General features: G+C 71.5%; 28 protein-coding genes. 12 read left to right on the forward strand and 16 right to left on the reverse strand.

All coding sequences use genetic code 11. From position 1 onward, the window contains the following. Positions 1-2: 2 nt before the first annotated feature. The 3 genes from AB0C21_RS28440 to AB0C21_RS28450 form a co-directional block, all read right to left on the reverse strand. Positions 3-2,291, reverse strand: a complete 2,289-nt coding sequence (locus AB0C21_RS28440; protein WP_500208311.1) for an FtsX-like permease family protein — start codon at positions 2,289-2,291, stop codon at positions 3-5. Continuing rightward, the gene (locus tag AB0C21_RS28445; RefSeq protein WP_500208312.1) at positions 2,288-3,016 is read right to left on the reverse strand and encodes an ABC transporter ATP-binding protein; all 729 of its coding nucleotides are present in this window, start codon (positions 3,014-3,016) and stop codon (positions 2,288-2,290) included. Before AB0C21_RS28445 ends, AB0C21_RS28440 begins: the two co-directional genes overlap by 4 nt. 94 nt (positions 3,017-3,110) lie before the next feature. Next, a complete protein-coding gene (locus tag AB0C21_RS28450; protein ID WP_500208314.1) occupies positions 3,111-4,253 on the reverse strand; it encodes an acyl-CoA dehydrogenase family protein in 1,143 nt (380 codons plus the stop codon). Between the two features lie 95 nt (positions 4,254-4,348). Between AB0C21_RS28450 and AB0C21_RS28455 the strand changes: the two genes are divergently transcribed. Continuing rightward, positions 4,349-5,125 (forward strand): MerR family transcriptional regulator, encoded by a 777-nt coding sequence (locus AB0C21_RS28455; protein WP_500208315.1) that lies wholly within the window; start codon positions 4,349-4,351, stop codon positions 5,123-5,125. A gap of 15 nt (positions 5,126-5,140) precedes the next feature. On the opposite strand, the gene AB0C21_RS28460 is transcribed toward AB0C21_RS28455, so the two are convergent. From AB0C21_RS28460 to fdxA, 7 genes are all read right to left on the reverse strand, one after another. Continuing rightward, the gene (locus AB0C21_RS28460; RefSeq protein WP_500208317.1) at positions 5,141-6,637 is read right to left on the reverse strand and encodes a polyamine aminopropyltransferase; all 1,497 of its coding nucleotides are present in this window, start codon (positions 6,635-6,637) and stop codon (positions 5,141-5,143) included. 131 nt (positions 6,638-6,768) lie between these two features. After that, positions 6,769-7,209 carry a DUF350 domain-containing protein gene (locus AB0C21_RS28465; protein WP_500208319.1) on the reverse strand — a complete coding sequence of 147 codons (441 nt, stop codon included), beginning with the start codon at positions 7,207-7,209 and terminating at the stop codon, positions 6,769-6,771. Positions 7,210-7,252: 43 nt separating this feature from the next. Next, entirely contained in the window at positions 7,253-7,687 is a 435-nt protein-coding gene (locus tag AB0C21_RS28470) for a DUF4247 domain-containing protein (protein WP_500208320.1), read from the reverse strand. A 7-nt stretch (positions 7,688-7,694) separates the two neighbouring features. Further along, entirely contained in the window at positions 7,695-8,207 is a 513-nt protein-coding gene (locus tag AB0C21_RS28475) for a DUF2617 family protein (protein WP_500208321.1), read from the reverse strand. Between the two features lie 2 nt (positions 8,208-8,209). Then, positions 8,210-8,830, reverse strand: a complete 621-nt coding sequence (locus AB0C21_RS28480) for a DUF4178 domain-containing protein (RefSeq protein ID WP_149260790.1) — start codon at positions 8,828-8,830, stop codon at positions 8,210-8,212. 205 nt (positions 8,831-9,035) lie between these two features. Then, a complete protein-coding gene (dapC, locus tag AB0C21_RS28485; RefSeq protein WP_500208323.1) occupies positions 9,036-10,121 on the reverse strand; it encodes a succinyldiaminopimelate transaminase in 1,086 nt (361 codons plus the stop codon). A gap of 120 nt (positions 10,122-10,241) precedes the next feature. Continuing rightward, a complete protein-coding gene (gene fdxA, locus AB0C21_RS28490; RefSeq protein ID WP_149260792.1) occupies positions 10,242-10,568 on the reverse strand; it encodes a ferredoxin in 327 nt (108 codons plus the stop codon). A gap of 112 nt (positions 10,569-10,680) precedes the next feature. Here fdxA and AB0C21_RS28495 point away from each other — a divergent pair, with 112 nt between their 5' ends. Next, positions 10,681-10,947, forward strand: a complete 267-nt coding sequence (locus tag AB0C21_RS28495) for a putative acetyltransferase (protein WP_149260793.1) — start codon at positions 10,681-10,683, stop codon at positions 10,945-10,947. Here the strand turns inward: AB0C21_RS28495 and AB0C21_RS28500 are convergent. From AB0C21_RS28500 to AB0C21_RS28510, 3 genes are all read right to left on the reverse strand, one after another. Continuing rightward, positions 10,944-11,879, reverse strand: coding sequence for a polysaccharide deacetylase family protein (locus AB0C21_RS28500; protein ID WP_500208324.1), 936 nt, complete (start codon positions 11,877-11,879; stop codon positions 10,944-10,946). The genes AB0C21_RS28495 and AB0C21_RS28500 overlap by 4 nt on opposite strands. Before the next feature lie 207 nt (positions 11,880-12,086). Then, positions 12,087-12,959, reverse strand: a complete 873-nt coding sequence (locus tag AB0C21_RS28505; protein WP_500208325.1) for a crotonase/enoyl-CoA hydratase family protein — start codon at positions 12,957-12,959, stop codon at positions 12,087-12,089. A gap of 82 nt (positions 12,960-13,041) precedes the next feature. Next, a complete protein-coding gene (locus tag AB0C21_RS28510; protein ID WP_500208327.1) occupies positions 13,042-13,377 on the reverse strand; it encodes a hypothetical protein in 336 nt (111 codons plus the stop codon). Positions 13,378-13,416: 39 nt separating this feature from the next. Between AB0C21_RS28510 and AB0C21_RS28515 the strand changes: the two genes are divergently transcribed. Together AB0C21_RS28515 and AB0C21_RS28520 are read left to right on the forward strand one after the other, a co-directional pair. Continuing rightward, positions 13,417-14,229, forward strand: a complete 813-nt coding sequence (locus AB0C21_RS28515; protein WP_149260796.1) for a class I SAM-dependent methyltransferase — start codon at positions 13,417-13,419, stop codon at positions 14,227-14,229. Between the two features lie 198 nt (positions 14,230-14,427). Continuing rightward, positions 14,428-15,096 (forward strand): hypothetical protein, encoded by a 669-nt coding sequence (locus tag AB0C21_RS28520; RefSeq protein ID WP_500208329.1) that lies wholly within the window; start codon positions 14,428-14,430, stop codon positions 15,094-15,096. An 18-nt stretch (positions 15,097-15,114) separates the two neighbouring features. Here the strand turns inward: AB0C21_RS28520 and AB0C21_RS28525 are convergent, their stop codons facing one another. Then, positions 15,115-17,022: a glycohydrolase toxin TNT-related protein gene (locus tag AB0C21_RS28525; RefSeq protein WP_500208330.1), complete on the reverse strand. Its 1,908-nt coding sequence runs from the start codon at positions 17,020-17,022 to the stop codon at positions 15,115-15,117. Between the two features lie 125 nt (positions 17,023-17,147). Here AB0C21_RS28525 and AB0C21_RS28530 point away from each other — a divergent pair, with 125 nt between their 5' ends. Continuing rightward, positions 17,148-18,314 (forward strand): alpha/beta hydrolase family protein, encoded by a 1,167-nt coding sequence (locus AB0C21_RS28530; RefSeq protein ID WP_500208331.1) that lies wholly within the window; start codon positions 17,148-17,150, stop codon positions 18,312-18,314. On the opposite strand, the gene AB0C21_RS28535 is transcribed toward AB0C21_RS28530, so the two are convergent. Further along, complete coding sequence (locus tag AB0C21_RS28535; protein WP_500208333.1) at positions 18,298-19,254, reverse strand: zinc-binding dehydrogenase; 957 nt, start codon at positions 19,252-19,254, stop codon at positions 18,298-18,300. The genes AB0C21_RS28530 and AB0C21_RS28535 overlap by 17 nt on opposite strands. 156 nt (positions 19,255-19,410) lie before the next feature. Here AB0C21_RS28535 and AB0C21_RS28540 point away from each other — a divergent pair, with 156 nt between their 5' ends. The 5 genes from AB0C21_RS28540 (at position 19,411) to AB0C21_RS28560 (ending at position 23,263) form a co-directional block, all read left to right on the forward strand. Next, the gene (locus tag AB0C21_RS28540; RefSeq protein ID WP_500208335.1) at positions 19,411-19,998 is read left to right on the forward strand and encodes a hypothetical protein; all 588 of its coding nucleotides are present in this window, start codon (positions 19,411-19,413) and stop codon (positions 19,996-19,998) included. A 35-nt stretch (positions 19,999-20,033) separates the two neighbouring features. Then, positions 20,034-20,756, forward strand: coding sequence for a hypothetical protein (locus AB0C21_RS28545; RefSeq protein ID WP_500208336.1), 723 nt, complete (start codon positions 20,034-20,036; stop codon positions 20,754-20,756). Then, positions 20,753-22,513, forward strand: coding sequence for a serine/threonine-protein kinase (locus tag AB0C21_RS28550; protein WP_500208337.1), 1,761 nt, complete (start codon positions 20,753-20,755; stop codon positions 22,511-22,513). The genes AB0C21_RS28545 and AB0C21_RS28550 overlap by 4 nt, the downstream gene beginning before the upstream one ends. Before the next feature lie 221 nt (positions 22,514-22,734). After that, complete coding sequence (locus tag AB0C21_RS28555; RefSeq protein WP_500208338.1) at positions 22,735-23,022, forward strand: type II toxin-antitoxin system Phd/YefM family antitoxin; 288 nt, start codon at positions 22,735-22,737, stop codon at positions 23,020-23,022. Next, complete coding sequence (locus AB0C21_RS28560) at positions 23,015-23,263, forward strand: hypothetical protein (RefSeq protein ID WP_500208340.1); 249 nt, start codon at positions 23,015-23,017, stop codon at positions 23,261-23,263. The genes AB0C21_RS28555 and AB0C21_RS28560 overlap by 8 nt, the downstream gene beginning before the upstream one ends. Before the next feature lie 419 nt (positions 23,264-23,682). On the opposite strand, the gene AB0C21_RS28565 is transcribed toward AB0C21_RS28560, so the two are convergent. Next, positions 23,683-24,063 carry an ATP-binding protein gene (locus AB0C21_RS28565; protein WP_500208341.1) on the reverse strand — a complete coding sequence of 127 codons (381 nt, stop codon included), beginning with the start codon at positions 24,061-24,063 and terminating at the stop codon, positions 23,683-23,685. A 138-nt stretch (positions 24,064-24,201) separates the two neighbouring features. On the opposite strand from AB0C21_RS28565, the gene AB0C21_RS28570 reads away from it, so the two are divergent. Then, the gene (locus AB0C21_RS28570) at positions 24,202-24,984 is read left to right on the forward strand and encodes a helix-turn-helix domain-containing protein (protein ID WP_500208342.1); all 783 of its coding nucleotides are present in this window, start codon (positions 24,202-24,204) and stop codon (positions 24,982-24,984) included. After that, positions 24,981-25,151, forward strand: coding sequence for a DUF397 domain-containing protein (locus AB0C21_RS28575; protein ID WP_500208530.1), 171 nt, complete (start codon positions 24,981-24,983; stop codon positions 25,149-25,151). Before AB0C21_RS28570 ends, AB0C21_RS28575 begins: the two co-directional genes overlap by 4 nt. Positions 25,152-25,202: the final 51 nt, after the last annotated feature.

Raw genomic sequence — 25,202 nt, forward strand, 5'->3', positions numbered from 1 at the left:
CCTCACTCGCTGCGCAGCACGGCGGCGGTGCGGGTGGCGGCGGCCCGGAGGGCGGGCGGCCAGGCGCCGAGGACGGCCGCGACCAGCCCGGCGCAGGCCGGCGGCACCAGCACGGTCCACGAGTACACGTGGATCCAGGACGACGCCATCCCGCTGCCGAGCATGTCGCCGGTGAGCACCACGACGCCGTGGTGGACGAGCACCTCGAGCGGCGCCCCGAGCGCGCCGCCGGCGATCCCGAGGGCGGCCATCGACGTCACCATCATGGCGACGACCTGCCGCGGGGTCGTCCCGACCGCCTTGAGCACGCCGAGGTCCCGGCCGCGCTCCCTGGCGTTCAGCAGCACGCTGTTGAGGACGCCGAGCCCCGCCGCCGCACAGATGATCAGCGAGAAGAGCAGGAACAGCCCGCCGAAGACCGCGCCCTCGCCGAGGTCGGGCCGCACGGGCTCGGCGAACAGCCCGCCGGGCGGGGCGGCGGCGGTGAGCCGGCGGACGTAGTCGGACGGGTCGGTCCCCTTGGTGAGGATCACCGAGAAGGGGTGCGGCTGGTCCTTGGTCGCCGCGGCCGGCAGGCCGGCGGTGTCGAGCATCAGGCGGTCGGTGTCGGGATGGGCGAACGCGCCCACGATCCGCACCTTGACCGGTTCGTCCGCCGTCTGGAGCGTGAGGGTGTCGCCCACGTCCAGGTCGTGGAGGCGCATGAACGCCTCGCTCGGCACGACCTCGCCGGGGCCCGAGAACCAGCGTCCGCGGACGAGGCCGTCGCCGAGGAAGGGGCGGTAGTCGCCGCTGTAGGCCTCGGCCGACAGGCTCGACGGCACCCCGGGGATCCGCACGTTCGCGGGCGCGAACGACATGATGTGGGCGGTCCCCGGCTGGGCTCGGAGCAGCGCCTCCAGTTTGTCGTCGGTCATGCCGCCGGAGGCTCTCGGGGCGACGCCCGCGACGACGGAGGTGTGCCCTTCGGTGTCCGCCGTCGTGATCTTCGTGACGGTCTGCTGGAGCCCGAACCCCATGGTCACCGCGGTCACGCCAAGGCACAGCCCCGCGAGGGTGAGCGCCGTCCTGGCAGGGCGGGCGGCGGGCAGCCCGAGGCCCAGCCCGGCCGGGACGGGCAGCCGGGTGCGCAGCAGCCACCGCTGGAGGCGCCGCCCGCGGCCCCGGCGCGACACGGTCCCGGCGCTGATCGCCTGCACCGCCGGGAGCCGTCCGGCCCGCAGCGCCGGGAGGACGGCGGCCAGCACCACCAGGGCGAGGACCCCGGCGCCCCCGGCGAGGTCGAGCACGGGCGCCGCTCCCCCGGCCGACGGCAGTTCGAAGCCCGCCGCGACGCTCGCCGCGATCCGCAGGGCGAGCAGGTGGCCCGCGAGCAGGCCGACCGCGCAGCCGAGCAGCGCCGGGACGGCGACCATCACGACGTAGACGGCGGTCACCTGCGCCGGGGTGAAGCCGAGCGCCTTCATGACGCCGATGTGCCGGAACCCGGAGACCACCGCGCCGCTGACCACGTTGGCGACGATGAACACCGACACGGCCATGGCGAGCACGCCGAAGACCGTGACGAACGGGATCAGCTGGTTGAACTTCTTCTCGAAGGAGCGCTCGGCGGTGACGTAGGAGTCGTAGCCGCGCATCGGCAGCCCGGCGGTCGCGGTCGCCAGGCTCTGCCGGACCTCGGACGCGCCCTTCGCGCGGTCGAACCGGTAGAGCATCTGGAGCCCGTCCGGCCGGAAGGCGGCGACCTGGGCGGGGGTCACCCAGCCCATGAAGCCGTCCGTCGCGGAGTCGGCGAATCCGACGATCGTGAGCTCGGGCAGGCCCTGGGGCGTCAGCTTGCCGCCCAGCCTGAAGGGGCCGCCGGGCTTGACGCGGAGCACGACCTCGCCCGGTCCGCGGACCCATCGGCCCTGGGTGAGGGTGAGCCTGTCGACGGGGCCGCCGGGGTCGTCTCGTCCGACCACCAGGAGGCCGTCGCCGCCGGGTCCCATGGGGCCCTTGTCCCGGGGCAGGACGGCCGTAAGGAACGGGCCCGCGGCGGCGGTGACCCCGGGCGCGTGGGCGGTGGCGGCGAGCCGGTCGGCGCTCACCCGCGCGGCGTCGAAGGAGGCCGTCGCGTGCGCGCCGCGCGCCTGCGCGAAGGCGTCGTCGAAGAGGGACCGCGACGCGGCCAGCAGGCCGAGCCCGAACACGAGCGTCGCCGTGGACAGCGCCACGACGACGGCGATGCTGGCCGACTGGACCCTGCGCCGCCGCACCCCGGCCCGCGACGCCGCCCACACCGCGCTCATCGGACGGCCCGCGTCTCGGCCGTCTCCCGCGCGCCGCCGCCCGTTGCCGACTCCCGGACGATCCGGCCGTCCCTGAACTCGACCAGGCGGGACGCGCACCGGTCGGCAAGGCCCTGGTCATGGGTGACCAGCAGCAGCGTCTGGCCCTTCCGGTTGAGGTCGAGCAGCAGCCCGGCGACCTGCTCGCCGGTCGCGCTGTCGAGGGCGCCGGTCGGCTCGTCCGCAAGCAGCAGCGCCGGCCGGTTCACCAGCGCCCGCGCCACCCCGACGCGCTGCCGCTCGCCGCCGCTGAGCACCGCCGGGTAGGCGTCGCGGCGGTCGGCGACGCCGAGTTCGTCCAGCAGTTCCAGCGCACGGGCCCGCGCCTTGCGCGCCGGGACGCCGGCCAGCCGGGCGGCCAGCGCGACGTTCTCCAGCGCGGGCAGGTCGTCCAGCAGGTTGAAGAACTGGAAGACCATCCCGATCCGGCGGCGGCGGAAGCGGGCCAGGGCCGCCTCGCCCATCCCGGTGAGGTCGTCGCCGTCCACCGCCACCGAGCCCGCCGTCGGGCGGTCCAGTCCCGCGACCATGTTGAGCAGCGTCGACTTCCCGCTGCCGGACGGCCCCATCACCGCGACGGACTCGCCGCGCCGGACGTCGAGGCTCACCCCGTCCAGCGCGGCGACGTCGCCGAATGTCCTGCGTACGGAACCGAGCCGTACGACCCTTTCCTCGCGTGTGTTCACGCGCCCAACGTGGCAGCCGGGAGGTTTCGGCGCGGTGAGCGCGGCGAGCGCGGCGGCGGCCCGGGCGATGGGCGCGCGGGGCGCGGGGCGCGGGCTAGACGCCGAGGCCGCGGCCGATGATCTCCTTCATGATCTCGGTGGTGCCGCCGAAGATGGTCTGGATGCGGACGTCCTGGTAGGCCTTGGCGATCGGGTACTCGGTCATGTAGCCGTAGCCGCCGTGGAGCTGGACGCAGCGGTCCACGACCCGCTTGAGCAGCTCGGTGTTCCACCACTTGAGCATCGCGGCCTCGTCGGGGGTCAGCTCCCCCCTGCTCTCCTTGACGATGCACTCGTCGGTGAAGGAGCGCGAGACGGTCAGCTCCGTCTTCATCTCGGCGAGCGTGAACCGGTTGTGCTGGAACTTGCCGATCGGGCGGCCGAACGCCTCGCGGGTCTTGCAGTACTCCAGCGTCTGCTCGAAGGCGGTCTCGGCGGCGGCCTGCGCGGTGGCGCCGATGGACAGCCGCTCCCGGGCGAGGTTCTGCATGAGGTAGATGAAGCCCATGCCCTCCTCGCCGAGGAGGTTCTCCCTGGGGACGCGGACGTTGTCGAAGAACAGCTCGGCGGTGTCCTGGGCGTGCATGCCGACCTTGTCGAGGTTGCGGCCGCGCTCGAAGCCCTCCATGCCGCGCTCGACGGCGAGGAGGCTGACGCCCTTGGCCCCGGCGGACGGGTCGGTCTTGGCGACGACGATGACCAGGTCCGCGAGGATGCCGTTGGAGATGAACGTCTTCGAGCCGTTCAGGACGTAGTGGTCGCCGTCCTTCACCGCGGTGGTCTTGATGCCCTGCAGGTCGGACCCGGCGGCGGGCTCGGTCATCGCGATCGCGGTGACGAGCTCGCCGGAGCAGTAGCCGGGGAACCAGCGCCGCTGCTGCTCGGGGGTGCACAGCTGCCGCAGGTACCCGCCGTTGATGTCGTTGTGGACGGCGAAGCCGGGTCCGTGCACGCCGGCCTTCGCCAGCTCCTCGTTGAAGATCACGTAGTAGCGGTAGTCGGGGTCGCCGCCGCCCCCGAACTCCTCCGGCATGTCGATGCCGAGCAGGCCCGCGCGCCCCGCGGCCAGCCACACGTCGCGCGAGACGATCCCGTCCTTCTCCCACTGCTCGTGGTGGGGGGCGATCTCCTTGGCGATGAAGGAGCGCACCATGTCGCGGAAGGCCTCGTGCTCCTCGGTGTAGATGTCGCGTCCCATCCGCGGTCTCCCTACTTAGTACGTGCTGACAGGTGTGGCGCCGACCGGTGCGCGCTCAGGTAAGTGCGCGCTGATACACGATTAATGTAACACTGGTGCTGTCACATAGCGGCGGGCGGCCCGGGAGCGGCGGCATGGAGGCAGGCGGCAGTGAGGGCGGCATGGAACTGACCGTCGACGAGCTGGCCGCGCGCGCCGGGGTCACCGTCCGCACCGTGCGGTTCTACGCCGGCCGCGGGCTGCTGCCCCCGCCGAGGCTGCGCGGCCGGACGGGCCTCTACGGCGCCGACCATCTCGCGCGGCTCGAACTCGTCCGGGAGCTCCAGTCGCTCGGGCTCACGCTCGCCTCGATCGAGAAGCACCTGAAGCGCATCCCGCTGGACGCGCCGGCCGAGGACCTCGCCCTCCAGCGCGCCCTGCTGTCCCCCTGGGCGCCGGAGCGTCCGGAGGACCTCGACCGGCACGAGCTGGACCGCCGCGCCGGACGCCACCTCGACGACGAGACGATCAAGCGGCTGGAGGCCCTCGGCGTCGTCGAGCAGATCTCCGACGACCCGGCGGGCCAGGTGCGGGTCGTCAGCCCCGCGCTGCTCGGCGTCAGCGCCGAACTGGCCGCGCTGCCGCTCCCGCTGGACACGCTGATCGCCTCGTACCAGGCGGTGGACCGGCACACGACCGCGCTGGCCGCCGAGCTCCAGCAGGTCTTCCAGGACACCGTCGTCCGCCCCTACCGGGCGGGCGGGCGCGCGCCGCAGGAGCGGGAACGGCTGATGGAGATGGCCGGGAAGCTCAAGCCGCTGATGATCCAGTCACTGGTCACCTCGTTCCAGCGGGCCGTCGACAAGGCGCTCCGCCGGTCGGTCCCCGACTAGGCCGCCCGGACCCGGCTAGGAGTTCTTCCACTCCTGGCCCTCGTACTCGACCAGGCGCGGGTGGACGAGGGTGTTGACGTCCACGTCCCGCACGCGGCGGTCCTTGGGGAAGACGGCCGCCGCCTGGAGCACCGGCCCGTCGAGGAAGCGCAGGCCCGAGACGCCGGGCGCCAGGCCCAGCGCGGGCGGCCGCTTCCCGGGGGCCGCGAGGACGTACCCCCAGTCGCCGAAGCTCGGCACGTCGACGTGGTACGGGGTGGTCGCGAGCCCGGCGGCGGCGATGGACTTCTGGATGCTCCAGAACGACTTGGGCGCGAAGTACGGCGACCCGGACTGGACGACGATCCGCCCGCCCGGAGCCAGGGCCCGCTTCACCATCCCGTAGAACTCGACCGAGTACAGCTTGGCGGTGGACACGTCGTCGGGGTCGGGCATGTCCACGATGACCGCGTCGAACCGCCGGTCGAGGCGGCGCAGCCAGGAGAACGCGTCGGCGTTGACGGTCTCGGCGCGCGGGTCCTCGAACGCGTGCCGGTTGAGGGACTCCAGCGGCCCGTACGTCCGGGCCAGGTGGATCATCTCGGGGTCCAGTTCGACCAGGGTCGCGCTCTGGACGTCCTTGTAGCGCAGCACCTCGCGCAGCGCCAGGCCGTCCCCGCCGCCGAGGATCAGCACCCGCCCGTGCGGCCCCGACATCAGCGGGTGGACGAGCGACTCGTGGTAGCGGTACTCGTCGGCCGAGGAGAACTGGAGGTCGCCGTTGAGGAACAGCCGCAGGTCCGAGGGGCCGAGCCCGGCCCGCCGGGTGATGACGATCTCCTGGTACTTCGTGCGCTTCGCCACCGCGATCGGGGCGTCGTAGAGCGCCTGCCGCGCCGACACCTCGAACCCGTCCGCGAGCACGTACGTCCCGCCGAGGACGGCGAGGACGGCGACCATGCCGAGGGCGAGCGCGATCCGGGCGACGCGCCCGACCTCCCGCCGGAACAGCCACAGCACGACCGCCATGCCGGCGACGGCGTTCACGACGCCGACGAGCAGCGCGCCCTTGATGTGCCCGAACGTGGGCAGCAGCAGGAACGGGAACGCCAGGCCGCCGATCAGCGCGCCCACGTAGTCGGCCGCGAACAGGTCGGCCACCGCGGACCCCGCGTCCTGCTTGCGGATCCGCTGGAGCAGGGTCATCAGCAGCGGGATCTCCGCGCCGATCAGCGCCCCGACCGCGAACGACACCACCACCAGCGCCGGGACGTAGAGGTCGAGCCATGCGAACGCCGCGTACAGCGCGAGGACCGACACGCCGCCGATGAGCGCGAGCGCGCCCTCGATGACGGCGAACGCCACGACGGCGCGGCCCTGCAGCGGCTTGGCGGCCAGCGAGCCGACGCCCATCGCGAACACCATCACCGACAGGACGATGGACGCCTGCGTGACGGAGTTCCCGACGAGGTAGCTGCCGAGCGCCACCAGGGCCAGCTCGTACACCAGCCCGCACGCCGCGCACGCGAACACGGCCGCGAGGACGAGCGCGCGCGCCGCCCGCGCCGTGACACGCGACCTCCCCGGGCCGTCCCCCTCGGGAGTGGACGGCTCCGGGGAGGCCGTGCCGGACGGCAGGGCCGCCTGGTCCAGGTCGCGGGACGTCAGGAGACCGCCCCGGCCACGATCGCGGCGACCCCGAGGTCGGCGGCGGCGACGACCCAGCCCGCCGGGTGGATCGCGGTGCCCGTCCCGCCCGCGTCCACGAGCGTGGCGCCGAGCTTGCCGGGCGTGAGCACGTCCAGCAGGAAGAACGCCGCGACCATCAGCACGATGCCGATCCCGCCGAACACGGCGGTGTCCACCAGCCCGTCGGTCAGGTCGCTGTCGCTGGTCACGATCGCGGTGGTGACGATCACGGAGGTGCCGAAGAGCTTGGCGGCCAGCAGGAGCGCGGCGCCCCGGTTGCCCTCGGTCCAGATCTGCTTGCCGAGCTTGCCGGGCGTCGTCACCTCCACGACCAGGTAGCCGATCGCCATCAGGGCGATGCCGACCGCGCCGTAGGCGAAGGTCGCCCCGATCTCGTGAAGGATGTCGTCGTTCATGTGTCGCTCCTCGTCTGCCCGACGCCCTGGTCGGCCCGATGCCTCATTTGCCGGAGCCCGGTCCGCCGCCGCGGAACGACGCGGCGCCCCTGCTGGTCCATCCGTTGCTGCCCGGGCTGCTCCAGCGCCCGGCCACATGGGAGTAGTGGCGGCTGTAACCGCTGCGCGGGTTGTCGACCGTGATGCGGCTGCCCGTCCCGTTCGGCAGGACGCCGACGACGAGTTTCGGGTAGCGCATGAAGATGCCCCCGTTGGCGCCCCTGGTGGCCATGTCGTCCACCCGGTCGATGGGCTTGAACTTGCGGCCGATCTCCGACGCCACCGTCCGCGGGGGCTTCGGCGACCGGTAGGCGCCCACTCCGTCCCTGCTGTACTTGTCGGCGATCCAGGACGACTGCGACTGCCCGCAGCCGCTGAGCGCCGCCGCCGTCAGGGTCGCGGCGACCACGGCGCCCGCCACCCGGTACCTGTTGTTCACCTGGCTCCTACCGTTCACGAGGTCTCACCAGCCGGCTCCGCGTCATCACGATCTCCCGGGTCTGCGGGTAGGCGTGCCAGGTGCGCCAGCCGAACCCGGCCTCCTGGTCCGCCGTGTCCTCCAAGGCAAGGGCGGTGACGGCATGCGGGGAACCGGGGAACGACCCGGTCAGCGCGTCACCGCGGTCCGCGAGCCGCGCGCACACCGCCTCGACGGCACGGGCGAACGCCGTCCCGTCGCTGTGCGCCGCGGTGGTCGCGGCGAAGTCGTAGGCCCAGCCGGGCACGCTCGTCACCGCGCGTCCCGGCAGGGGTTCGGCGCGGCCGGGCAGGCACGCCACCGTCTCGCTCAGCGGCCCGGCGATGACCTGGTGGGACGCGCCGAGCAGGCGCAGCTCCACGGTCAGGCCCGCGCGCTCCACCGGCAGGACGGCGAGGGCGTCCAGCGGCGGCAGGCCGAGCGCGAACGAGAGCCCGTCGGCGCGGGCGTCCGCGTAGGGGGTGTCGAGGACGGCCCGCAAGGTCAGCTACCGCCGCCCGGGTAGATCGTCATCGATCCCGCCGGGACGCGCTCGCCGAGGCCCGCCTCCCACTGACCCCCGCCGTACTGCTCGAACGACAGGTACCTGCCGCCCGGGCCCTCGTAGTCGACGTACTCGACCCGGCCCTGGACGCCGACGCCCGTCGTGCCCTCGCTGGTGTAGTCGGCGGTGCCGTGCTCGTCGCGGCGGTACTCCACGCCGTCCACGACGATGGTCTTCTCTCCGGGCCGCAGGTCGCCGATGTCGTGCTCGGTCCACCAGACGACCTCGAGGTCGGGGTCCTCCTCGACGGAGACCCACACCTTGGTGCCCTCGATCGTGTCGGCGTCGAGGAGGTGCTCGCTCCAGGTGAAGCCGCCCTCCTTCAGCCGCAGCGAGCCGCGGACGAAGTAGCGGGTGCCGAGGTACTCCACCATGTCTCCGGCCTTGAGGGCGCGCGGGTCGCCGGCCACCTGGTCCTCCGCGGCGAACGGGTCGCGCGGTGCGGCCGGGGCGGGCGCCGGCGCCGGGGCGCCCGAACGGCGCCGCAGCAGGACGGCGATGAGCACGACCAAGGCGACCAGGATCAGTGCCAGCAGGATCACTATCGCCGCTTTGCCCACGGCACCTCCATCGTTTCGTCCGTTTTCGGGGGCCAGACCTGCGGATCCTACCGACTGTGGCCTATCAAGCCCATACCGCGATCAGACGTATCAAATGAAGATGCGGTTTTGTCCGGAAACACCGTATTTCCTGGGCGGCAACCCGACCGGAACCGGCCGCCGACCTGGTACGGCCACCCGCTCACCGGCGAGGGGCCGGACGGGGTCAGAGGCGTTCGGCGGCCGCGGCGACGCGTTCGTCGGTCGCGGTGAAGGCGATGCGGACGTGCCGGGCGCCGCCCGGGCCGTAGAACTCGCCGGGGCCCACCAGGACGCCGAGGGACGCCAGGTGGGCGACGGTCTCCCAGCACGGCTCGTCCCGCGTGGCCCACAGGTACAACGAGGCTTCGGAGTCGTCGATCCGGAAGCCGTGCCTCTCGAACGCGGCGCGCAGGGTGGCGCGGCGGCGCGCGTACCGGGCCCGCTGCTCGTCCACGTGCGCGTCGTCGCCGTAGGCCACGGTCATCGCGGCCTGCGCCGGCGCCGGGACGATCATTCCGGCGTGCTTGCGGACCTCCAGCAGCCGCTTCACCAGCGCGAGGTCGCCGGTGACGAACCCGGCGCGGTAGCCCGCCATGTTGGAGCGCTTGGACAGCGAGTTCAGCGCGAGCAGGCCCTCGTGGGATCCGTCGCAGACGTCGGGGTGCAGGATCGAGATCGGCGGGTTCGCCTCGTCCCAGCCGAACTCCAGGTAGCACTCGTCGCTGACCACGACCGCGCCGCGGCCGCGCGCCCACGCGACGACCTTGCGCAGGTGCTCGGCGGGCAGCACCTTGCCGGTCGGGTTGGACGGCGAGTTCACCCACACGATCTTCGGGTTGACCGGGCCGAGGGAGAGCAGGCCGTCCGTCGCGACGGGGTCGGCGCCGGCGAGCCGGGCGCCCACGTCGTAGGTCGGGTAGGCCAGCGCGGGGAAGACGACCTTGTCGCCGGGGCCGGCGCCGAGCAGCGTCGGCAGCCAGGCGACGAGCTCCTTGGTGCCGATGACGGGGAGCACGGCGTCCGGGTCGGCGCCGGACACCCCGGCGCGGCGGCGCAGCCATCCCGCGACCGCCTCGCGCAGCGCCGGCGTCCCGTAGGTCTGCGGGTAGCCGGGCGCGTCGGACGCGGCGGCGAGGGCCTCCCTGATCGGCTCGGGCGTCGGGTCCACGGGCGTTCCGACCGAAAGGTCGACGATGCCGTCCGCGTGCGCCAGCGCCCGCTCCTTGTACGGCGCGAGCCGATCCCACGGAAAGTCCGGCAACGTGAACAACGCCCTTACCTCCTCTGAGAAAACCCACCGGGCCGCAGTCGTTCCCGACCACGGCCCGGTATTCGACGCAGGCGGCCCCCGGAACGCGCCCTCAAGGAGCGCTCCAGACCCCGCACGCGATCAGTCGTCGTGGCTCTGCGGGGGCAGCGCGGCGACGATCGGGTGGTCCTTGTCGATCTTCCCGACCTTGGACGCGCCGCCGGGCGAGCCGAGGTCGTCGAAGAACTCCACGTTCACCTTGTAGAAGTCCTTCCACTGCTCGGGGACGTCGTCCTCGTAGTAGATGGCTTCAACCGGGCAAACCGGCTCGCACGCACCGCAGTCGACGCACTCGTCCGGGTGGATGTAGAGCTGACGCTTCCCCTCGTAGATGCAGTCGACCGGGCACTCCTCGATGCATGCCTTGTCGAGCAGGTCCACGCAGGGCTGCGCAATGACGTAGGTCACGTCAGTGACTCCTCTCGGATTTCCGGCCCCGCCGCACGTCACGGCTCACCGCAAGCTCGCTGTGAATAGTATGGCCACCCCGCCGCCGACGATTCGACATGGGGGTCCCTACATGTCCGGCCGCTTCGCCGCACGCCTGGTGGTGGCCATCAGTAGCGCGGACGTGGGTCAGCGGATCTCGCTGCGCCGCCGTCTGCCAACGGGAGAGTACAGCGACGTGGTGGGCGTCCTCGAATCATGGTCCGGCGGCACGCTCGCGGTGCGGCGCCGCAACGGCGAACTCGTCGAGGTGCCCGAGCGGACCATGGTCGCCGCGAAGGTCGTCCCGCCCCAGCCCCCACCGAAACGACGCCCCCGCCGAGACCCCGAAGACGACTAGCGGGGAGCGTCCAGCCCGGGGAGCGCGGGGGCGGGCACTGGGCCGCTTCGCATAGAGCCCGTGGAGCCTGCGGTAGGCGGGGCGGCGGGCGCGGAGGAGCCGGTCGGCGGCGGGCTCGCCGTGACCGGGGTCGGCGGCGGGCTCGCCGTGACCGGGGTCGGCGGCGGGGTCCGCTCGCTGTAGGACGCGCCGGGCAGGAGCCGGCGCCCCGCGAGCAGCTCCGAGACGGTCACGAACGTGAACCCGCGCTTGCGCAGGCCCTCCACCACCTTCGGGATGGAGTCGACGCTCGGCTTGTGGATGTCGTGGAACAGGACGATGCCGCCGGTCTTGGGCTCCTTGACCCCCACGCGCGTGTCGCGGGCGACGTCGCGGTAGCGCCAGTCGAGCGTGTCGACGCTCCAGAGGATCAGCGGCATCCCCACGGCCCGTTCGACGCGCTTGTTCACCGACCCGTAGGGCGGCCTGACCAGCGTGGGCAGGACGCCGGAGGCGTCCTTGACGACCTTCTGCGTGCGCTGGATCTGGGACCGCACCTCCGCCGGCGACAGCGTGGTGAGGTCCGGGTGCGACCAGGTGTGGTTGGCGACCTCCTGGCCCTCCAGCGCCATCCGGCGCACGACGTCGCGGTGGGCGCCGACGTTCTCGCCGAGCATGAAGAACGTGGCGCGCACGCCGTTCTTCTTGAGCGTGTCGAGCAGCCGCGCCGTGTACGGGCCGGGCCCGTCGTCGAACGTCAGCGCGACGCACTTCACCCGGTCGCAGTCGATCTTCCTTGGCGGAGGCGGCGTCTGGGCGGGCGGCCTCGTGGCCGGGGCCTTGCCCTTGAGCCTGCCGTGCTCACCTGCGGTCCGCGCCTGCCGGTCGGCATGGCTGCAACCGGCCGCGAGCAGGAGTCCGACACCGATGACGGCACAATTCCTGATCCGCACCAGGCACCCCCGTAACGTGTGGCCTCGGGCGGCTTAATACCCTCCGTAACCGATGGAACACGCTTCCCGATGGTCCGGAAAATCAAGATCGTCCTTGGGACGCCCCGGGGATTCCCCTCCATCATGCGACGTCCCGCTCACCCGCCTTTCACCGGGGTCGCCGTGGACGTCCGGGCCGCCGCGAGACGGCGGCCCGGACGGCGCGGCTCAGCGGACGGGCCAGTCGGGGACCTCGGGCGGGAGGTCCTTGCTGACGCGCAGCGGGAAGGCGGCGTCGCGCTTCTCCAGGAAGGACGAGACGCCCTCGACGGCGTCGGCGGCCCCGCCCAGGGAGGCCATGAGGCGGGAGTCGGCGATGTGGGAGTCCCACGGGGACGGCGCGGACAGGCCCGACCACATGAGGCGGCGGATCGCGGCGACGGAGACGGCCGAGGTGTTGTCGGCGATCTCCCGCGCGAGCCCGTACGCGGCCGGGAGGAGCTCGTCGGGCGCGTACACGCGGGAGACGAGACGGCCCGCGAGCGCCTCCTGCGCGTCGAAGATCCGGCCCGTGGCGGCCCACTCCATGGCCTGCGCGATGCCGACGAGGCGCGGCAGGAACCAGCCGGAGGCGGCCTCGGTGACGATCCCGCGCCGCGCGAACACGAAGCCGAACTTCGCCTTCTCGCTGGCGAGCCGGACGTCCATCGGCAGGGTCATGGTCACGCCGACGCCGACCGCCGCGCCGTTGAACGCGCCGATGACGGGCTTGAGGCAGCGGGCGATGCGGAGCGCGACCGTCCCGCCGCCGTCGCGCGGGGTGCCGTCCTCCAGGACGTCGTCCTCCCCCGCGAACATGTCCTTGGACTTGTCCTTGTCGAAGGTGTCGCCGCCGCCGCTCAGGTCGGCGCCCGCGCAGAACGCGCGCCCCGCGCCGGTCACCACGACCGCGCGGACCTCGTCGTCGGCGTCGATCCGGTCGAAGACGTCGAGCATCTCGTTGCGCATGACGAACGTGTAGGCGTTCATCTTCTGCGGCCGGTTCAGCGTGACGGTGGCGATCCCGTCCCGGACCTCGTACTCGATCTCTGCGTACGGCACCTCGCGCACCCTTCTCCAGCCGGTTGTCAGAATCCGATTCTAGGAACCGGCCCCTCGCGGGTGGGCGGCCAGGTCCGGGCCGTCAGCTCCGGGCTTCGGGGAAGAGCCGGATCAGCACGTCGCGGCGCCACTCGCCGAGGTCGCGCCCCTGCGGCGGGACGGGCTCCAGGGTGCCGTCCTCCGCCGGCACGAGGCGGATCTCGACGCCGGGCGCGAGTTCGTCCGGGACCTCGCCGGTGGCGGCGAGCCGCTGCGCGAGTGCGGCGAGGACGCGCGCCCAGCCCTGCCCCAGATAGGGCGGCAGCCCGTCGGCGCGCAACTCCGGAAGGCCCCTGGCGGACAGGCCGGAGGTGCGCAGGGAGAGGCCTTCGGGGCCCTCAGCACCCACGACGCGGATCTCCGACGTGACGTCCGCCACGGCAACCCCACCTCACCATTGGGCGATGTCCGATAAATTATGACAGTGAACTGGGCCGTGACGACGTACGACTCCGCCTTCGGGTATGTGTCCGCGCACGGTGCGCCCCTTGTCGATCTGCTCGATCCGCAGCCCGGCGAGAGGATCATCGATCTCGGATGCGGCACCGGCTCGTTCAGCGCGGAGATCGCCGAACGGGGCGCCGAGGTGCTGGGCATCGACGGCAGCCCGGAGATGGTCGCGCAGGCGACCGCCATGAACCCGGGGCTGTCGTTCATCGTCGGCGACGCCCATGACTTCACCGTAGGCGAGTCCTTCGACGCGGTCGCGTCGAACGCGGCGCTGCACTGGATGACCCGCGACCCCGACGCGGTGATCGGCCGCGTGCACGCGGCGCTGCGCCCCGGCGGCCGGTTCGTCGGCGAGCTCGGCGGCGCGGGGAACTGCGCGGAGCTGATCGTCGCGATGCAGACGGCGTGGCGGGTGTTCGGCCTCGGCGAGCCCGAGCTGCCCTGGTACTTCCCGTCGCCGGCCGAGTACGCGGCCAAGCTGGAGGAGGCCGGGTTCACGCTGCGGCTGCTGGAGCACGCCGACCGCCCGACCCGGATGACCGAGGGGCCGAACGGCGCCGCCGACTGGGTGCGCGCCTACGCGTCCCGCGCGCTGGCCGACGTCCCGCCGGAGCTGGTGGACCCGCTGCTCGAGCGGGTGAACGACCTCGCCGCGCCCGCACTGCGCCGCGAGTCGGGATGGGTCGCCGACTACGTGCGACTGCGGTTCGCGGCCGTCCGCCGGTCGGACGGCGCCGCGCCGGCGCCCTTCGGCCCGCTGGCCGCCGACCACCCGCTGTAGGCGTGTAATCAAGTCCCGGCCCACTTCGCTCGCCTGGCGGCTCGCTACGTGACCGGGCCTGGGCGAACGCGGCATCGCTTCGCGATCTGCCCGGTTCCGCTCGCCTCCGGCTTCGCTCCACCGGCCAGGTCACGCGTTCGCGCACGTGGCCGAGGCCACTTCGAGACAGGATCTGCAGCCCCCGCCTAGGGTGGGGGCATGCTGCGGCTGTACGACCATCGAACGGGGCGGGCTGAGGCGCTGCCCGCCGGGCGCGGGCTGCGCGTCCAGGTCGTGGACTCCTCGGACGGGCCGGACGGCGGGTACCGCCGCGCGGTCGTCGCCGACCTGCTGCGGCGGGTCGCCGAGCGGGCCGGGCGCCGCGTCCGGGTCGTGAGCACCCCGAGTACCGCGACCGGGCTGGACGACTACAGCGTCCAGCCGTTCGAGGTGCTGGAGGACGTGCTCCCGGACGCCGACGTCTACGTGACCGGCAGGGCCGACATGGACGCGTTGTGCCTGGTCGTGCCGCAGGAGACCGGGTCCGCTCCAGACCCGTCGGCCGCGCGCCTGGCGATGCTGGAGGTCCCCTACAAGGAGTCTCTGGAGCTGTCCGGGGAGAGGGTGGCGGCATCCGCCGAGCGGCTGGACGCGTGGCGCGGCAAGGTCGCCGAGTGGGCGACGTCCCCGGGGCGTCCGATGAGCCGCGAGTACGCGGACGAGGCCATGGCCGCGCTCGCCGACGACCTCGACGGGCCCGCCGCGCTGGCCGTCCTCGACCGGCTCGCCGCCGACCGGGACGTCCCGCCGGGCGCGAAGCTGGAGACCTTCATCCACCTCGACCTGGTGCTGGCGCTCGGACTGGTCTCCGCGATCGGCCAGGCCTGACCGCTGCCCCGGTCCCGCTCAGCCGTTCGGGACCTCGATCATGCTGCCGTCGGCGAGCAGGTCGGCGACCGATCTCCTGAACACGTGCGCCGTCCCGCCGCCCGGCTGGCCGAACCACGGGATCGCCGTTCCGGTCAGGGCCTCCATGGGGCGCCGCAACCGGTAGACGCGGTACGGGCGGTCGCGCCACTCGGCCGGCAGCGACCGCTGCGGATAAGGCGTGCGGGCCGCGTACGTCACGTTCCCGTCCGAGCCGCCGTAGCGGTCCACTTCCGTCCCGGCGGCCAGTTCCATGACGTGGCGGTCGCGCAGGAGCGACAGCGGCGGCTCGCCCTTGAGCGGCTCGAACGGCCCGTCCTTGACGGTGTGGCGCGGGTCGAGCAGGAGCTGTCCGAGGAGGTGCGCGGACGCCTGCTCGGCGTCGTCGAAGACGGCCTCCTTGCGGCGCTCGCCGTCCCGCATCTGGAACACCGACCAGCGGCCCGGCTCCGACGTCAGGCACCAGACGCCTTCGGCCGTGTCGTCGACGCGGTAGGCGGCGCGGTCGACGCGGAGCTGGTCGAGCCGGTGCTGGAGCCTCTCCGCCCAGCCGGGGCCCGCCTCGGTCCGGACGCGTTCGGGCGCGGCGCGTCCGGTGACGGAGGCGTTCGCGGCGTCCATGGTGTCGTCGTCCACCGCCGGGACGCGGAAGCCGTTGGCCCTGATGTGCGCGACGAGGTCGGGCTCCGGCGGGACGCCGTGCTCGCTCAGGTAGTACGCCACCGCGCCCGACCACACCCACGTCCCGTCGGTGTGGAAGGTCAGCGGCACCACCGTGCCGCGCGACGGGTCGAGCCGGTCGGGGGCGTTGGAACGGGCGGCCATGACGGTCGGGGCCTGCCGCAGGTACTCGGCGACGCGTCCGGCCTCGTCCGGCGGGACGGCCGGGCGGGACACGGCGGGACGGCTCCCGTCCGGTCCCGCGTGGTCGAAGATCCTGGCCCTGCGCAGCCCGGAGCTCGGCCGGGGCGGCGGCGTGTCGGCCACGGTCACGGGCTGGGGGCGCGGCCCGAGCCGCCGTGTCATCCATTCCGGGACGTCCTCGCGCGGGAACCGCTCCAGCTCGCGCCGGACGTCGCCGGCGGACGGCTCCTTCTCCCAGCGCGGCTCGTCGTCATGGGCGAAGCTCGCGCGGCAGCGCACGCCCCCGTCCTCGTACAGGACCTCGAAGTCGATCCGGAACCAGGTGGAGCCCTGGAACGCGTGCGTCCCGGCGCGGAGCCGGTCGAGGAGGGCGGCGGCAGCGGCGGGCGGCGTCCATGAGGTCCGGGCGCCGCCGCCCAGGTGGACGGTGGCGGCGGGCAGCTCCGCGTGCCCGCCGACCGCCTGGTAGTGCCCGGAGACCCGCTCCCACAGCGCCGGCGCGCGGTCGGCGACCAGGACGGCGAACTGGTTCGACAGCAGCTCCATCTGCTCGACCGGGTTCAGCGGCCCGGGATCGGGCGCCGGGCGGTCGGCCGGCTCGCGGCCCTCCAGTCGGTCGCGCAGCCAGCCCGGCATGTTGGCGCCGTCCCTCGGCATCACGATCTGGTCGCGGCGCCAGCAGTCCACCGGGATCGGCGGGTCCCACAGCGGGTCGAAGTCGTAGTTGTAGAGCGGGCGCGCCGCGCCCGGCTCGATGATCATGGTCATCGAGAACCAGGTGCCCTGCTCGGACAGGTAGTGCGCGCGGCGCAGGTCCATCAGCAGGCCGGTCAGCTCCTCCGGGACGCCCTCGGCCGTCACGATCCCGCCCTCGCCCGTCAGCACCGTCAGCGCGACGTCGCTCACGGCGACCGTCGCGACGCAGTGCAGGTCGAGCCGCCGCCAGCCGGGCGGAGCCAGCCGCCGCGCGAAATCCGCGATCCGGCCCTCGTACTCCGCGACGCGGTCGTCCTGGCCCGTCACCCCGCGTCCCTCCGTCCGGATGGCTCCTCCTTTGGCACCTGATCGGCAGGTTAACCGCACTAATCAATGTATTGCGCTCTAACCCGGGCATTCGCGACGCTCGGGGGAGGCTACTTTCGTATGTCGTGTCCACCGCTGCACCCGCGTCGTCCGTCCCGGCGTCCCCCGGCCAGCCGTCCCGGCGGCGCCGCCCTACCCGCCCGCTGATGTCGGCGGTCGTCACGATCACCGCGCTGCTGTGCGCGCTCGTCGGCGGCATCGGCTGGTACTTCGCCGGCGTCGCCATCGAGGTCGACCACTCCGCCGAGTACCCGCTGACCATCGAGGACGCGGGGAACGGCACCGTCACGCTCCCCCGCGAACCGGGGACGGAGCGCCCCGGCACGTGGTCCCTCGTCTGGCGGGGCGGCCGCGCCCTGCTCGGGCCCGTCGTCGGCGCGAACGACGAGCACGTGGTCCGGAAGGTGACGTCGGTCGAGGGCGCCCTGCTGAAGGACGCCCCCGCGATGATCGACCACTGGATGTACGACGGCGACCCGAAGACGGCGCTCGGGCTGCCGTTCCAGGACGTCACGTATCCGTCCGAGGTCGGGCCCATGCCGGCGTGGCTCGTCCCGGGGACGTCCTCCAAGCGCACCTGGGTCATCGGCGTCCACGGACGCAACGCCGACAAGGCCGAGACGCTCCGCGTCATGCGGGCCGTCCACGCGCTGGGCATGCCGATGCTGTCCATCGCCTACCGCAACGACGTGGGCGCGCCGCCCTCCAAGGACCGCCACAACCATCTGGGCGACAAGGAGTGGCACGACGTCATCTCCGCCATGGGCTACGCACGCGCCCACGGCGCGACCGGCGTCGTCCTGTACGGGTGGTCGATGGGCGGCGCGATGGTCATGACGACGCTGCAGCGGGACCCGACGTTCGTCCGCGGGGTCGTGCTCGACTCCCCCGTCCTGGACTGGAACGCCACCCTGGACAAGCAGGCCGACGCCCGCCACCTGCCCGGCTTCATCACCGACGTCGCCAAGCGCGTCCTGCAGTGGCGCATCGGCATCGACCTCACCGACTTCGACATGCGCCGGTTCGCGCCCCACCTGCGGACGCCGGTCCTCATGTTCACCACCGAGGACGACGAGACCGTCGCCAACGCCCCCGCCTTCGCGTTCGCCCGCAAGGCGCCGCCGGGCACGGTCACGCACATTCCCACGCCCGGCGACCACACCGAGTCCTGGAACGTCGACCCGGCCGCCTACGAGCGTTCGCTCGTCGCGTTCCTCAAGCGGGTCGGCTGACCTCCAGCAGGGTCTTGCCGACGGTGCCGCGCGACTCGATCGCCGCGTGCGCCCCGGCCGCGTCGTCGAGCGGGAAGCGCTGCCCGATCACCGGCTTGAGCCGTCCGGCCGCCGCCTCGCGCAGCGCGCTCTGCGTGAACTCCCGCATCTCCTCAGGCGAGGCGCCGGGCCGGACGAGCGCCACGCCGCGCTCCTTGGCGTCCTCCTCGGGGATGCTCGCCCACTTCCCGCTGGCGAGCCCGAAGCTGACCATCCGCCCGCCCTTCCCGAGCAGGCCGAACGCCTCGCGGGCCACGTCACCGCCCACCCCGTCGAAGACGACGTCCACCGGGCCGACCTTCTCCGCCCAGCCGGGCTCGCCGTAGTCGACGGCCTCGTCCGCGCCCAGCCGCAACGCCAGCTCGGTCTTCCTGGGGCCTCGCGCCGCCGCGACGACCGTCGCACCCTGCGCCTTCGCGAGCTGGACGAGGAGCGTCCCGACGCCGCCGGCCGCCGCCTCCACCAGGACACGCTCGCCCTCGCGAGGCTGGGCCGCACGCGTCATCATCGTCGCCGTCCGCCCGTCGGCGAGCAGGGCCACGGCGTCATCGAGGGCCAAGCCGTCCGGCACCTCGAACAGGCCCTGGGCGTCCACGGCGGCCTTCTCGGCGTAGCCGCCCGTGCCGCCGGTGCTGCTGACGACCCGCCGTCCGACGAGCGCTCCGTCAACGCCCTCGCCGACCGCCGTGACCACGCCGCCGACCCCGTTGCCCGGGATGACCGGCGGCTCCCACCGCACCGGCATCGGACCGGAGCCCGACCGCGTCTGCGTCTCCACGAACGTGATGTTGGCGAACTCGACCTCCACCAGCGCCTGCCCCTCGCCCGGCACCGGATCGGGCACGTCCCCCGGGACCAGCACCTCGGGCCCGCCGAACTCCCTCAACCACACAGCACGCATATCCGACTCCTCCTCATCAGCGCTTTCACGAGGAGCCTGCTACCTCAAGCAAGGTCGAGGTCAAGCGGGCGCAACGAATCCCTTTTCTCGCCACACACACCTCTGTAAGCTTTCGCGCGTATTCGGCCCGTCGTTTGCTGCCGCTCAGGGATGGCGATGCGCACCCGGTTGGTACGTTCCTCCCCGCTGGGGTCTCGCCGCGCCGCCTGCCTGTCGGCCGTCCTCGCCGTGTGCACGGCCACCGGATGCGGCTCGTCCGGCTCGTCCTCCAACGGCGAACTATCCCCCAACGGCCGGCTCGACACCGGCGGCGCCACCCCCGCCGCCCAAACGCCCACCGCGGTCCCGACCGAGCAGCTCTTCAAGACGGTGCTCGACCGCTACCGCGCCTACCAGGCCGCCTACAAGAAGGCCTACGAGACCAACGACCCGTCCGGCCTGGCCGACGTCGCCACGGACCCCCTCCTCACCGAGGTGACCAACGACGTAGAGGCCGTCAAGGCCAAAGGCGTCATCTGGCGCTTCACGAACACGTTCAACCCTCGCGTCTACGCCCGCTCCAAGGACGGCACGAAGGTCTACGTCATCGACTGCGTCCGCACCCTCGCCGCCTACCGCTTCTCCGCGAAGACGGGGGAGCGACTCAACGGTGGACCGGGCGTAGCCCACATCCAGCGGACGACCCTCCAGTACGAATCCGGCGTATGGAAGGCCGCGGCGACTGCCCAGGACAAACAATGCTGAAGAACCCACCCACTCGACGCCGTACGGCCTCCTGCATGGTGATCGCTGCGGCTCTCACGGCGCCCTTCCTGGCCGCCGTGCCAGCCCGAGCCGATGGTTGTGGAGCTTCGAAGAAGATGTACTGCAACCCGAAGACGAGCAAGACCGTCCCCTCTGGCGGAGGCGGCGGGACGGGCGGAGGAGCAGGCGGCGTTTCGGGACCGATCGATCCACCCGACCCCATGGGGTTGACGGACAACCAGGCGGTGGACGCCGTCAACGGCCCGGGCGGTAACGCACCACCGGCTCCGGCCCCGCCGAACACGTTGCAACTCGTCGACGAGGCCCTGACCACCAAGGGCTTCCCCGTTCCCGTAGTGCACACAGCACCGAACGGGAAGACATACGTGCGTGTTCGGACAGCCCTCTGGGTGGACAATTTCGAGGTCGTGAAAACACAACCGGTGAGCGCGGGCGACCAGACGGTCCAGGCGACGGCGCAGCCAGTGTCGGTCAGATGGAACATGGGCGAAGACGAGTTCACCTGCAAGAGCGCCGGCAGCAAGGACGGCAAGTCCTGCCATTACACCTACAAGCGGTCCTCCGCCGGCCAACCGCGTGGGAAATACCTGATCACTGCGACCATCACCTGGAACGTCACCTGGACGTGTGAGGGTAACGACTGTGACAGCCCTGGGGGCGATCTGGGGGAGCGCTCCGTCTCCTCTGAGCCCGCACCGCTGGTCGTCAGCGAGATCCAGACCAACACGGGCCGGTGACATATCGCGAACATCGGCTGCCCGGGTTCGTCGAGCTCTCGGAGCTGGGAACGGGAGCCCAAGGCGAGGTCGTGCTCGCCCGGCACGAGTCGGGCGGCGGTCCAGTCGCCATCAAGTACCTGGCCACCGACCTTCTCGGTGATGCGGCCGCGAGGAACGTCTTCCGCGAAGAGGCTCAGATGCTCAAGCGGGTGAACAACCCGCATGTGGCGCGAATACTCGATTATCTGGAGTCGCCCTGGGGCGCGGCGATCATCCTGGAGGCGGTGCCGGGACGCCCGCTGCGCAAGGTGCTGGACGAACACGAGGGGGCGCTGGCATCCGAGGCCGCCTTGGCAATACTGAAAGGCTCCCTGCTCGGCCTGGCGGCGGCACACGCGGTCGGAGTCGTCCACCGCGACTACAAGCCCGGGAACGTGCTCGTCCAGGACGACGGGCAGAGCAAACTCATCGACTTCGGGATCGCCGTTCTCACCGGGCAGGGCGGCCAGGCCGGGACACCCGCCTACATGGCCCCGGAGCAGTGGGCGGGAGGGCCCGCCACTCCAGCGACCGACCTCTACGCGGCGACATGCGTCTTCGTAGAGTGCACCACGGGGAACAAGCCCTTCAGCGGCACGACTCTCGCCGAGTTGAAAACCGCGCATGACCAAGGCTTCTCGTCATACGAGAGCGTCCCTGAGCCGCTGCGGCCCCTCGTTCGACGAGGCTTGGCGAAAAGACCAAGTGATCGGATCTGGAACGCGTACGAGTTCGTCAGCGAGCTGGAATCGGTCGCCGCACGGGCTTACGGGCCCGACTGGGAACGGCGGGGCCTCCTCGCACTCGGCGCGGTGGCCGCCACCGTCGTAACGGCCGCCCCACTGGCAATGCTCGGCGGCGCCCTCCTGCCCCCCGGCGCATCCGCGACCGGCGCCGCAGCGTCCACGGCGGCGGGCCACGTTTCTGTCGGCCTCGCACAGCACGCCGCCTCGGTGGACGTGATGGCGAGAACCGGCGCGTCCGCGTCCAAAGGCTTCCTGAGCAAGATCGGCGGGGCGAAGGGCGCCGCCGGAATCGGGATTGCGGGCGTGGGCGGCGTGATCGCGGCATGGCTTCTCTGGCCCGGCCCGAGCGTGGGCGGCACCAGCCACGCCGGAGTCCACGCATATTTCACCAGGCCGGGCGTGCTCCTCGGGCAGGCCCACCTGCCCGCCGCCGAGACCCCGTACATCGACCTCAAGTACTCGCTCACCCCGGCCAGAGCCAAGACCGGCACGGAAGTGCGCCTCGTGGAGGAGTTTCGGGCACGCACTACCGGAGCCGTCTACTACACCGCGAGCGGTGAGCGTCAATGCTTCGGAACCAAGGCGCACCCGCCGAAGACCCATGGGTATGAATGGGCGATCGGACTCGGTACCGATCAGCTTGATACCCAGGGCTCGGAGTCCATGGCTTTTTACCGTCTCCCACAGGCCAGGCGGAGCGACATCCCCCAGAAGACGACGGGCGCCATAGTCCTCCCCGTTCGCAGCGACACGGTCGGTGAACAGCAGCCTTTCATCCAGGCGGAATGCGCCATCATGAGCCGGTGGACGACCACGTTCAAAATCGTCCTTCCGGACCGCGAGCTACTACCACCGGGCAAATACCTGGTGACACCGCGTGTACCGATGAAGGTGACCAAAACGCTGCGAGACAACGAGGCGATCACTCCGGAGTCGGCAGGAGCCAGAATCGACGGAACACTGCCCGTGATCGAGGTACTGGACGACTGACACGCGACTGAAGGCGCGGGCGTGCTCTCGGCGTGCCGCAGACCGGACGGCATGACCTCCCAGCCTCCCCCTGAGCGTCAGCGTGATCCAGACCGACACCGGCAACCGACCCCGCCTGCCGGCCACCCGGCGAGCTGTCAGCGCGCAGCCGAAAACCGACTCGCACCACCTGCGATGTACAAAGTGTGCACTCGGATCACTGTGTGCACTATGGTCGAACCATGGAGTCCTATCCGATCAAAGAAGCCCGCGTGCGGCTCGGCGATCTCCACGCAGCCGTCGTCCACAGGGCCGCACATCCCCGTATCACCAAGAACGGCAAGGATCCGGTCGTACTGGTCACCGAGCAGGAGTGGCGGGAACTCCAGGAACTCCGCCTTGAGCGCGCGGCCCGAGAAGCGGACCGCGAGGCCAGGCGCATCCGAGCCCATCTGGAAGCCGGTAAGACCCCGCCGGGATACGAGGTCTACACCCGTGAGCAGATCGCCTCAGGGGACTGGCTTGCCTGACCATCTCACCATCTCCAGGTCCATCCGGCTGCAGATCGCCGCGATGGCACCGCACTATCGCACCGCGATCCAACTGGTGATCATGTCCTTGCTCACCGACCCGGTGCCCCCGGACGCCAAGCCGCTCGGCATCGAGGACCTGGAGTTCGCGCACTACGTGGTCACTCGAGACGACATCACGGTGTACTACCTGGTCATGGACGAGACCATAGTGATCAATAACGTCCATCCTGACAGCTGAGCCACCCCGCCCCGATCAGGACGCCGCTCCCCACTCCGGCAGTGAACCGCCGCGCCCGCCGAGCACCCAGGGTCACCGCTTCAGGCGGCACAAGCACGCCCGTCCCTGCCGCTCCCGAAGGACTGACCGGACCACTCGCAGAGCGCCGCGCCACCGGCGGTTGCGACCTGGCCCGAGGGATCCGCACGGCACCTCCGGTCGCGACTTGTGGACGGTTGACGCTCCGTTCGCCCGCACAGCGACTCGTGCCTTGGCCAGGCGGGACGGGAATGGGGGTTCGCCGTTCATCGCCGCCTCCAGCAGGCGCGGTGACGAGGAGCGGATGAAGAGGCGCCCTTCGGCCTGCCACATGCCCCGGTCCAGCGCGATTTCCCAGGACGGGTAGCGCTCGCGCAAGGAAAGCAGCACTTCGGCTTCCTTCACGACGTGCTCTCCGGCAGCAGCGCCCAGACCGCCTTCCCGCCGCCTCCGAGAGGCTGCGTGCCCCATTCCTTGACGAGGGCGCCCAGCATCGCCAGCCCGCGCCCGTCCTCGCTCAGCAGGTCCGCCGATCCCGGCACCGGCAGGACGTCGGAGGAATCGAAGACCTCCACGACCGTCCCCTTGTCCGCTTGGACGACCCGCACGGTCGCCGTCGCGCTTTTCGTGTGCCGCAAAACGTTCGTCACCAGTTCCGACACCACGACCTTCGCCACATAGGCGTCCTGGCCCCACCTCCCCAGAACGGCCTCGACCCAGTCCCGAGCTTCCTTGACCGACTCGGCCCGAACCAGCACCACGATCTCCGCGGGGCACTCCATGAACGATCACCTCCGACTTCCGGTAACTCCCCGCACAGAATCCACTCCAGGAAGTAACGTGAGCATGCAAGCCCCGAGACGCACATCGAGGACTCAAAATCACTTAATTCCACTTCAGAGCCACTGGAGATCACTGCCATGGCCAAACGCAAGCCGTCCCCGGCCCTGAAGGCCTTCGGCGCAGAGGTCAGACGCCTGCGCGAAGACGCCGGCATCACCCGAACAGAGCTGGCCCACCGTGTAGCGGTGACGCCCTCCTATATCTCCCAGGTCGAGAGCGGCAATACCCGGTGCCGCAAGGACTTCGCCCAGCGACTGGACCATGCGCTGGAAACGGGCGACCAACTCACGGCGTCCTGGGCCAGGCACCTTCGCGCCGCGAACTACCCGAAGTTCTTCGCCGACTACTCCGAGGCCGAGTCATCAGCCGACCTACTCCGCGCCTACGAAGCGACGTTCGTGCCCGGCCTGCTCCAGACGAAGGAGTACGCCCACGTGCTTCTTCTCTCAGAGGCCGCTCTCGATGCGCGTCTCAGTCGCCAGCAGATCCTGTTCCGCGAAACACCGCCCCGGCTCATCGTCGTCATGGACGAGAGCGTCCTCATGCGGGAGGTGGGTGGCCCAGGCGTGATGCGGGACCAGTGCGAACACTTGCTGAAGTCGACGGAGCGGGAGAACATCCTCGTTCAGATCGCTCCGATCGCTTACTACCGTGGTGTCTCCGGATCATTCAACATCGCCACGCAACCGACAGGGGAGGAACTGGTCTCTCTGGAGACCTCCACCGGAGGAGTCACCTCTGACGACTCAAGGGATATCTTGACCGTTGTCGGTGAATTTGCGGAGTTGCAGGCTCGCGCACTGAGCGTCACTGACTCCCGTGACTTCATACGAAAGGCGATAGACCGGTGGACGATGTGACTTGGCGCAAGGCGCGGCGAAGCAACGACCACGGCGGGGCCTGCGTCGAACTTGCCGCCCTGCCGAAGAGTGTGGGCGTGCGGGACTCCCGGGACCCGGATGGGCCGAAGCTTCTGCTCGCCCCCGCTGCGTTCCGGGCGCTGCTCACGGATCTCAAGCAGCGGTAACGGCAGGCAGGCGGAATCTCTGGGGCTCCGGCCGCTCTCCTGGAACTTCGG

This window comes from Spirillospora sp. NPDC049024, assembly GCF_040649235.1.
GTDB lineage: Bacteria > Actinomycetota > Actinomycetes > Streptosporangiales > Streptosporangiaceae > Spirillospora.